This is a genomic window from Microcystis sp. CS-574 (assembly GCF_028329095.1).
GTDB lineage: Bacteria > Cyanobacteriota > Cyanobacteriia > Cyanobacteriales > Microcystaceae > Microcystis > Microcystis ichthyoblabe_A.
Genome location: NZ_JAQMSY010000016.1, coordinates 1 through 7,585, shown reverse-complemented (window position 1 = coordinate 7,585; position 7,585 = coordinate 1). Strand labels below are relative to the sequence as shown.

Here is a 7,585-nt window from a genome sequence, read left to right as displayed (position 1 = left end):
TACGTTTAGAGTATTTAGGATATCCTTTCTTACCAGCAATTTTGTTCTTACAGTTATTATAGAACCTAAGAATAGCAGTCCAAGTCCGTTCGCAAGCCTGTTGACAAGCTGTAGAGTTAAGGTCTTGAACAAAAGGGTATTCATCTCTTAATTGAGTGACATATTTATATACATCCTTTTGTCCTACACCTTTATTGTCTTCCCAATATCTAAGACATTTATTCCGAACAAACTGTACTGTCCGAATAGCCTCATCAATGGCTTGATATTGAGATGGTTTTCCTCTAAGCTTGTACTCTAAAACAAACATTTTGCGTTATCGACCTACCACGCAAACTACTCTAGCATACTAAAATTAAATTGGCAACTATAGATTAGAGTTATTCTTAGTCGTGCTTCGCTGTTCTATGCTGGCGGAACTTTTCATCTCCGAGGTGAAACCGAGAGATGAAAAGCCGACATTATAGGTAAAAAGCGATTTCTTTCTCCTTGAGAGGGGCAAAATCGGCGGCTAACAACAGCTGATTTAATTCCTCTTGGGGGATATGTTTGGCCCCGATGCGGACAATTCGCGATCTCATCGTGTTAGAAACCCCGCTTCTTTGTCGTCCTGCTTCCAAACCCATTACCCGGTGATAAAGTTCCAATTTTGCCGGTGGAATTGGGGAACCATCAAAATCAATGCCATTAGCGATCGCCACATCAATGGCATCAGCGCCCGTAGTTGTGGTTAAATTAGTTTCGGTGGACATAAAGACAATATAAAGGATCGTTGCTATTTTATCAGGCGATCGATATCCGCCGCTATGATCAGGAAAGTAATCTTCATTTCTGTGTGACTATGGCTCAATTGCCGACCTATCAACCAAAACAGTTATCCCTTGGCCCCCTAGAAGCGGAAATTCTCAATATTGTCTGGGAATTGGAACCCGTTAGCGTTAAGGATGTCCACGATCGCATTTTAGCGGATCCAGAACGGGATCTGGCCTATACTTCTGTGACTACGGTACTGCGTCGTTTAACTAATAAAGGCTGGTTAAGTTGTTATAAACAGGGTCGGATTTTCTACTGGAAACCGATGGTTTCTAAGGAACAAGCACAGGCAATTAAAGCCTACGAACAATTACATCGTTTTTTGGCTATTGGTAATGCGGATGTGGTGGCTTCTTTTGCCGATAGTCTCGATACTGCTAGTGTCGAACAATTAAAAGCGATCGCCTCTCGTTTAGATACCCTTCGTCAACAACGGAGAGAAAGCTAATGCACGGTTCAATGTTATTACTAGCATTAACTATCGCTATTGGTTTACGTTGGTTTCTGCCCAGCTATCAGCGTCGTTGGCAGATAACGCTATTTTTCTTCCTCTTTCCTCCTTTGCTGTTGTTAATGACAGTTATATCGGTGGTTTGTATGGGCTATCGCGGGCAAATGCTAGGTTATAACTCCAGTTTAATAAGTTACTTTAGTGCCATAATTTGGCTAGTTTTTGCTCTATTTTGCCTGATAAAACTTTCCTATCAAACTTGGCAAACCCATCGGGATTTTAGCAGTTATCCCCTCAAAAAAATCACCGCTCAGAAGGCGAGAGTTTTAGCAGTGGATTTTCCCTACAGTGCCAGAGTTGGCTTCTGGAAGTCGGAATTAATTGTAACCCAAGGATTATTAAATCTCTTAGATCAAGAACATTTACAAGCAGTTTTAGCCCACGAACAAGCTCACCAAGAATATCATGACACCTTCTGGTTTTTCTGGTTAGGTTGGTTGCGATCGATGTCTTCTTGGCTACCCAATAGCGAGAATTTATGGTCAGAATTGGTCTTCTTGCGGGAATTGCGCGCCGATAAGTACGCTTCTGGACAAGTGGATTATTTACTATTAGCTGAATCGCTGCTTTTAGTAGCAGAAAAAGTTAATCAAGTAGCGGAAATAAATTTCTCTGATAGTTGCTGTGTCGCTCTCAATGATCATTCTTTAAATAATCGTTTATTAGAGAGAATCGATGCTTTAGTCGAGTCAGAAAACCCCGAACTTCCCAGATTTAACTATCAAGTCTGGCTATTGCTTTCCCTCTCCCTCGCTCCTTTCTTACTCTTGCCTTTACACTCCTAAAAATGACCCTAGAAGTTGGACAAAAAGCCCCCGAATTTGCCACCCCAAACCAAAGAGGCGAAATTAGTAAATTAGCAGATTTTGCCGGTCAGTGGTTGGTCTTATATTTTTATCCCAAAGATAACACTCCGGGCTGCACCACAGAAGCGATCGATTTTACCGCTTTGTCGCCGCAATTTCAGCAATTAAACGCAGTAATTCTGGGAGTTAGTCCCGATTCAGAAAAGTCCCACTGTCGTTTTATTGAAAAACACAATTTAACTATTCAATTATTGAGCGATCCCGATCATCAACTGGCGGAAATTTATCAAGTCTGGGGATTAAAAAAATTTATGGGTAAGGAATATATGGGGATTAAACGCTCCACTTTCCTGATCGACCCCCAGGGAAATATTGCCTATATTTGGTCAAATGTCAAGGTAAAAGCCCATGCAGAAGCGGTTTTGAAAAAACTTGAGGAATTGCAGTAGCAAGCCCTCAGTACCCAATATTTACGGGTATGCAATCGCGCCCTTTCGTGTTAGACTAGAAAAGTTGTCAAAAATCGCACATCTAGGCGATCGGGTGTTTCTAGGAATCTAGAAATCCAGCCCTAGATGGAGGATAAACCCGAAAAGGAGAAAAATATGCCCGTTGTCTCTCTCGCAGAATTGCTAGAGTCTGGGGTTCACTTCGGCCATCAAACGCGCCGTTGGAACCCGAAAATGTCTCAGTACATCTACACTGCCCGGAATGGGGTTCATATCATTGATTTGGTGCAAACTGCCCAATTAATCGAAGAAGCTTACGAATTTGTCCGAGGAGAAGCCGATAGCGGTAAACGCTTTTTATTCATCGGTACGAAACGGCAAGCGGCAGCAATCATTAAACAGGAAGCTTTACGCAGCGGTAGCCACTTCGTTAACCAACGCTGGTTAGGGGGAATGTTAACCAACTGGGAAACCATTCGCGGCCGGGTAGAAAGACTCAAAGAATTAGAAGAATTAGAAAATAGCGGCGCCCTCGATAAACGACCGAAAAAAGAAGCATCGGTACTGCGTCGGGAATTGGGCAAACTAGAAAAATACCTCGGTGGCATTAAAACCATGCGCCGGCTGCCGGATTTAGTCGTCGTAGTCGATCAGCGTCGGGAATACAACGCTATCCAAGAATGCCAAAAATTGGGCATTCCCATCATCTCCCTCTTGGATACTAACTGCGATCCTGACTTGGTAGATGTGCCGATTCCCGCCAACGATGACGCAATTCGCTCAGTTAAACTGATTTTAGGCAAAATTAGCGATGCGATCATCGAAGGTCGTCGCGGTGGTCAAGCAGCGGTGGAAGAATACGAGGAAGACTACGATAATGAAACCGAGTACGAGGAAGAAGGTGATTATTCCCAATACGCCGCCGAATTTGCCAGTGGAGACGACGATAACTAGGGAAAATTAGCTATTGATCGCAGCTAGGTTCGGGGGGAAACTTTCCGAGCCTATCGAGCGGTCAAACCTGCCCCTCTCGTGGCATGATCAATTATAAGCAGTAGGTTAGGAATTTTATGGCGGAAATTACAGCACAACAGGTTAAAGAACTTAGGGAAAAGACCGGCGCCGGCATGATGGATTGCAAGAGGGCGCTGACGGAAAACGCGGGGGATATAACCAAAGCGATCGAATGGTTGCGTCAAAAAGGGATTACTTCCGCCGAGAAAAAAGCTAGTCGGGTAGCGGCAGAAGGGATGATCGGCAGTTACATCCACACCGGCAGTCGCATCGGTGTTTTAGTGGAAGTGAACTGTGAAACCGATTTTGTCGCCCGTCGCGAGGAGTTCAAAAAATTGGTTAATGACGTGGCGATGCAGATTGCCGCTTGTCCTAACGTCGAATATGTAAAAGTGGCCGATATTCCCGCCGAAATCTCCGCCAAAGAAAAAGAAATTGAGATGGGACGGGACGATTTAGCCAATAAACCCGATAATATCAAAGAAAAAATCGTGGCTGGCCGCATTGAAAAACGTTTGAAAGAACTTTCTCTGCTCGATCAACCCTTTATCCGCGATCAGAACATCAGTATTGACGAATTGCTCAAACAAGCGATCGCTGCTTTAGGAGAAAATATTCAGGTGCGTCGTTTCCAACGCTTTGTACTAGGTGAAGGGATCGAGAAAGAAGAAACGGATTTCGCCGCCGAAGTAGCCGCCCAAATGGGACAAAAAGCCCCGGAACCGGTAGCAGCCGCCCCGCAAGTGGAGGAAAAAGCCCCGGAACTGGCAGCGAAGGATAATCCGCCCGCTAAAGGCAAAAAGAAAAAGTAAGTTCAATGAAGATAAATCTGGTGGGGTGCGAGTTTCGTACCCTTTTTGTCTTCAGGGGGGTGGGGGTACTTGATCAGTTATCGGTAATCAGTAAACAGTAATCAGTGAAAAGAAAAAAGAAAGTGGCAACTAAAGCAGATTCCTTTACTGGATTCTTTGGGAACAAAAGCCTATCTTTTACCTACTTATTAAAAACTTTGTAAATAAGATTATCTTATTTGCACTGGTGGTCCCTAGAGGTTGTCGAACGGAAAAAATGCAGATTCAGGACAAAATCACCGAAATAGCCGCTAAAACAGCGAAAGCGATCGAACTTTCTCAAAATTATTTACTTTCTACCCAATACTCTGAGGGTTACTGGTGGGCAGAATTAGAATCTAATGTCACCATCACCTCAGAAGCAATTTTACTGCACAAAATCTGGAAAACTGACAAAAAACGCCCCCTAGACAAAGCAGCCACCTATCTGCGTCAGCAACAGTGTCCTAACGGCGCTTGGGAGTTATTTTATGGGGATGGTGGCGATCTTAGCACCACTGTGGAAGCCTACATGGGGCTGCGACTATTGGGAATTCCTGTTAATGATCCTGCTTTAGAAAAAGCCAGAGAATTTATCTTAGCTAAAGGTGGCATCAGCAAAACCCGCATTTTCACCAAAATGCACCTCGCTTTAATTGGTTGTTACGATTGGCAGGGGGTTCCCTCTATCCCCGCTTGGATTATGCTACTGCCGGAAAATTTCCCTTTTACTATCTATGAAATGTCCAGTTGGGCGCGGGGAAGTACGGTTCCTTTATTAATTGTTTTCGACAAAAAACCCGTGTATAAAATGGGTTTTAATCTCGATGAACTCTATACAGAAGGGGTGAATAATGTCAAGTATGAGTTACCAAAAAATAACGATTGGGCGGATGTTTTCCTCTGGTTAGATGGGCTGTTTAAATGGGCAGAAAAAACTGATTTAGTTCCCTTCCGTCAAGAAAGTCTGAAAGCTGCGGAAAAATGGGTAATTGAACGACAGGAAGACACGGGCGATTGGGGGGGAATTATCCCGGCGATGTTAAATTCCCTATTAGCTTTAAAAGCCCTAGGTTATGATGTTTACGATCCGATTGTTGCCCGGGGTTTAAAAGCGCTGGATAATTTTGCCATTGAGACAGATAATACCTATTGTGTACAGCCCTGTGTGTCGCCGGTTTGGGATACGGCTTGGGTAATTCGATCGCTAATTGAATCCGGTCTAAATCCCGCTCATCCAGCTATGATTAAAGCGGGACAATGGTTAATCGATCAACAAATTCTTGATTATGGCGATTGGGCGATTAAAAATAAAATCGGAACCCCCGGGGGTTGGGCTTTTGAATTTGATAATCGCTGGTATCCCGATTTAGACGATTCGGCAGTGGTGGTGATGGCTTTAGAGTTAATTAAAATGCCCGATGAAAATATTAAAAAAAGCGTGATGAAACGGGCAGTTAATTGGATGGCTACTATGCAGTGTAAAGCTGGTGGTTGGGGAGCTTTTGACATCGATAACGATCAAAACTGGCTTAATTCTTTGCCCTATGCCGATCTAAAAGCAATGATCGATCCTAATACGGCTGATGTTACTGCCAGAGTTCTAGAAATGTTAGGCACTTGTGATGTTAAAATGGAGGAAAATCGAGTTAAAAAAGCTTTGGATTATCTGGAAAAAGAACAGGAAGCTGATGGTAGTTGGTTTGGTCGTTGGGGTGTAAATTATATTTATGGAACCAGTGGGGCATTATCTGCTTTGGCTTTTCTGGAACCGAATAAATATCGCCAGCAATTGCAAAAAGGAGCCAATTGGTTAAGCAGTTGTCAAAATGTTGATGGTGGTTGGGGTGAAACCTGTTTTAGTTACAATAACCCTAAATTTAAAGGACAGGGAAATAGTACCGCTTCCCAAACTGCTTGGGCATTAATCGGTTTATTAGCCGTCGGGAAAGTCACCGGCAATTATCAGCGAGAAGTGATTGAAAAGGGTGTTAACTATCTTCTTGTTACCCAAAAAGAAAATGGTACATGGGATGAAGATTATTTCACCGGTACAGGTTTTCCCTGTCATTTTTACCTGAAATATCATTTCTATCAGCAGTATTTTCCTCTACTGGCTTTGGGGCGTTATCAGGCTTTAATTTAGTCCGTTAACCTATGCGTTAAGACAGGAAATAAGCCTAACTGTCTAGCGCATTTTTTGTGACTAACTAGGAAAAAATAAATCAGGAGATATATTTAAAAAATTGGCTAATTTTTGAATGTAGATAGGAGTTAACTCTTGTAGTCCATCAAAAATATCATCCAGGGTTGACTTGCTTTCAAAAATAGATAGCAAATCTTGCTTTTGTAGGTTTCTTTCCTCTAATATGAATTTCAACAATTCAAGTCCATAAATATCAGGTATTGGCTCTTGATTTTCCTCGTACTCATAAATTAAAGACCCTAAAACATTTAGATATTCCCTTTCTTCTACCGTTAATTGGGGTTTGTCTAAAAGGCGATTAATAACCTCCTGCATCATTTCTAAGTCTTCCTCATTGTGAATAGGACGAGGCGGGTATTGCTTTAATAATTCTAAGTATTTATCAGTGGCAAACATAAAGATAACTCTAATTTTATGGTTTAAATAGGGGTGACTGAAGGAGATACAAAATTTTTAGTTAATAATTTATAGTTTTCAGGCTCTACCGAACCTGTCATGTAAAACTATCAACAACTCATGCTTGTAAAGCTTGTATCCTAAGACTTTGAGCTTTTGTCAGATTGATATTTATCAACTTTAGAACCTTGCTGGGCTCTTCTAGGTTCTGTGTGAGCATGGTATAATGATAATACAGGACAGGAGGTGGGTTCTGTGGATAAATTTTGATCAACTCCTCGATTTACCAAATGTAACAGTGGTCAATTATCAAAAAATTGATGAGACAATTTTCCTAAAGCTTGCTCTTTTAAATGAAACAATTGAATGTCCGAATTGCCATCAAACCTTGGACAGAATCAATCAGACAGAGTACAATCTAGTCAGAGATTTGTCAATATTAGGCAATCCGGTATATTTAGAAGTACCACGCCGCCAGTTTCATTGTCAAAAGTGCCAAAAGTATATCAGCGAAAGACTGAGTTTTATGAGATTAAGACAGCATCATACAATCCGCTATG

General features: G+C 42.1%; 9 protein-coding genes and 1 pseudogene. 7 read left to right on the top strand and 3 right to left on the bottom strand.

Going from position 1 to position 7,585, the window contains the following annotated elements:
• Together PN470_RS01125 and PN470_RS01120 are read right to left on the bottom strand one after the other, a co-directional pair.
• Window positions 1-310: pseudogene (locus PN470_RS01125) on the bottom strand (transposase); the annotation flags it as partial.
• 151 nt (window positions 311-461) lie between these two features.
• The gene (locus tag PN470_RS01120; protein WP_002732452.1) at window positions 462-752 is read right to left on the bottom strand and encodes a small RNA NsiR4-regulated ssr1528 family protein; all 291 of its coding nucleotides are present in this window, start codon (window positions 750-752) and stop codon (window positions 462-464) included.
• A 20-nt stretch (window positions 753-772) separates the two neighbouring features.
• Here PN470_RS01120 and PN470_RS01115 point away from each other — a divergent pair, with 20 nt between their 5' ends.
• The 6 genes from PN470_RS01115 (at window position 773) to shc (ending at window position 6,569) form a co-directional block, all read left to right on the top strand.
• Window positions 773-1,261, top strand: a complete 489-nt coding sequence (locus tag PN470_RS01115; RefSeq protein WP_002753379.1) for a BlaI/MecI/CopY family transcriptional regulator — start codon at window positions 773-775, stop codon at window positions 1,259-1,261.
• Entirely contained in the window at window positions 1,261-2,109 is an 849-nt protein-coding gene (locus PN470_RS01110) for a M56 family metallopeptidase (protein ID WP_272103406.1), read from the top strand. Before PN470_RS01115 ends, PN470_RS01110 begins: the two co-directional genes overlap by 1 nt.
• 2 nt (window positions 2,110-2,111) lie before the next feature.
• Complete coding sequence (gene bcp / locus PN470_RS01105; protein WP_272103404.1) at window positions 2,112-2,579, top strand: thioredoxin-dependent thiol peroxidase; 468 nt, start codon at window positions 2,112-2,114, stop codon at window positions 2,577-2,579.
• A 156-nt stretch (window positions 2,580-2,735) separates the two neighbouring features.
• Window positions 2,736-3,533, top strand: coding sequence for a 30S ribosomal protein S2 (gene rpsB / locus PN470_RS01100; RefSeq protein ID WP_043997933.1), 798 nt, complete (start codon window positions 2,736-2,738; stop codon window positions 3,531-3,533).
• A gap of 116 nt (window positions 3,534-3,649) precedes the next feature.
• Window positions 3,650-4,405, top strand: coding sequence for a translation elongation factor Ts (gene tsf, locus PN470_RS01095; protein WP_272103401.1), 756 nt, complete (start codon window positions 3,650-3,652; stop codon window positions 4,403-4,405).
• 256 nt (window positions 4,406-4,661) lie between these two features.
• On the top strand, window positions 4,662-6,569 hold the full coding sequence (shc, locus tag PN470_RS01090) for a squalene--hopene cyclase (RefSeq protein ID WP_272103399.1): 1,908 nt from the start codon (window positions 4,662-4,664) through the stop codon (window positions 6,567-6,569).
• A 60-nt stretch (window positions 6,570-6,629) separates the two neighbouring features.
• Here the strand turns inward: shc and PN470_RS01085 are convergent, their stop codons facing one another.
• Entirely contained in the window at window positions 6,630-7,025 is a 396-nt protein-coding gene (locus PN470_RS01085) for a helix-turn-helix domain-containing protein (RefSeq protein ID WP_016515243.1), read from the bottom strand.
• A gap of 253 nt (window positions 7,026-7,278) precedes the next feature.
• Here PN470_RS01085 and PN470_RS01080 point away from each other — a divergent pair.
• A partial coding sequence (locus PN470_RS01080) for a transposase family protein (RefSeq protein ID WP_272103408.1) occupies window positions 7,279-7,585 on the top strand: 307 nt, incomplete at its 3' end.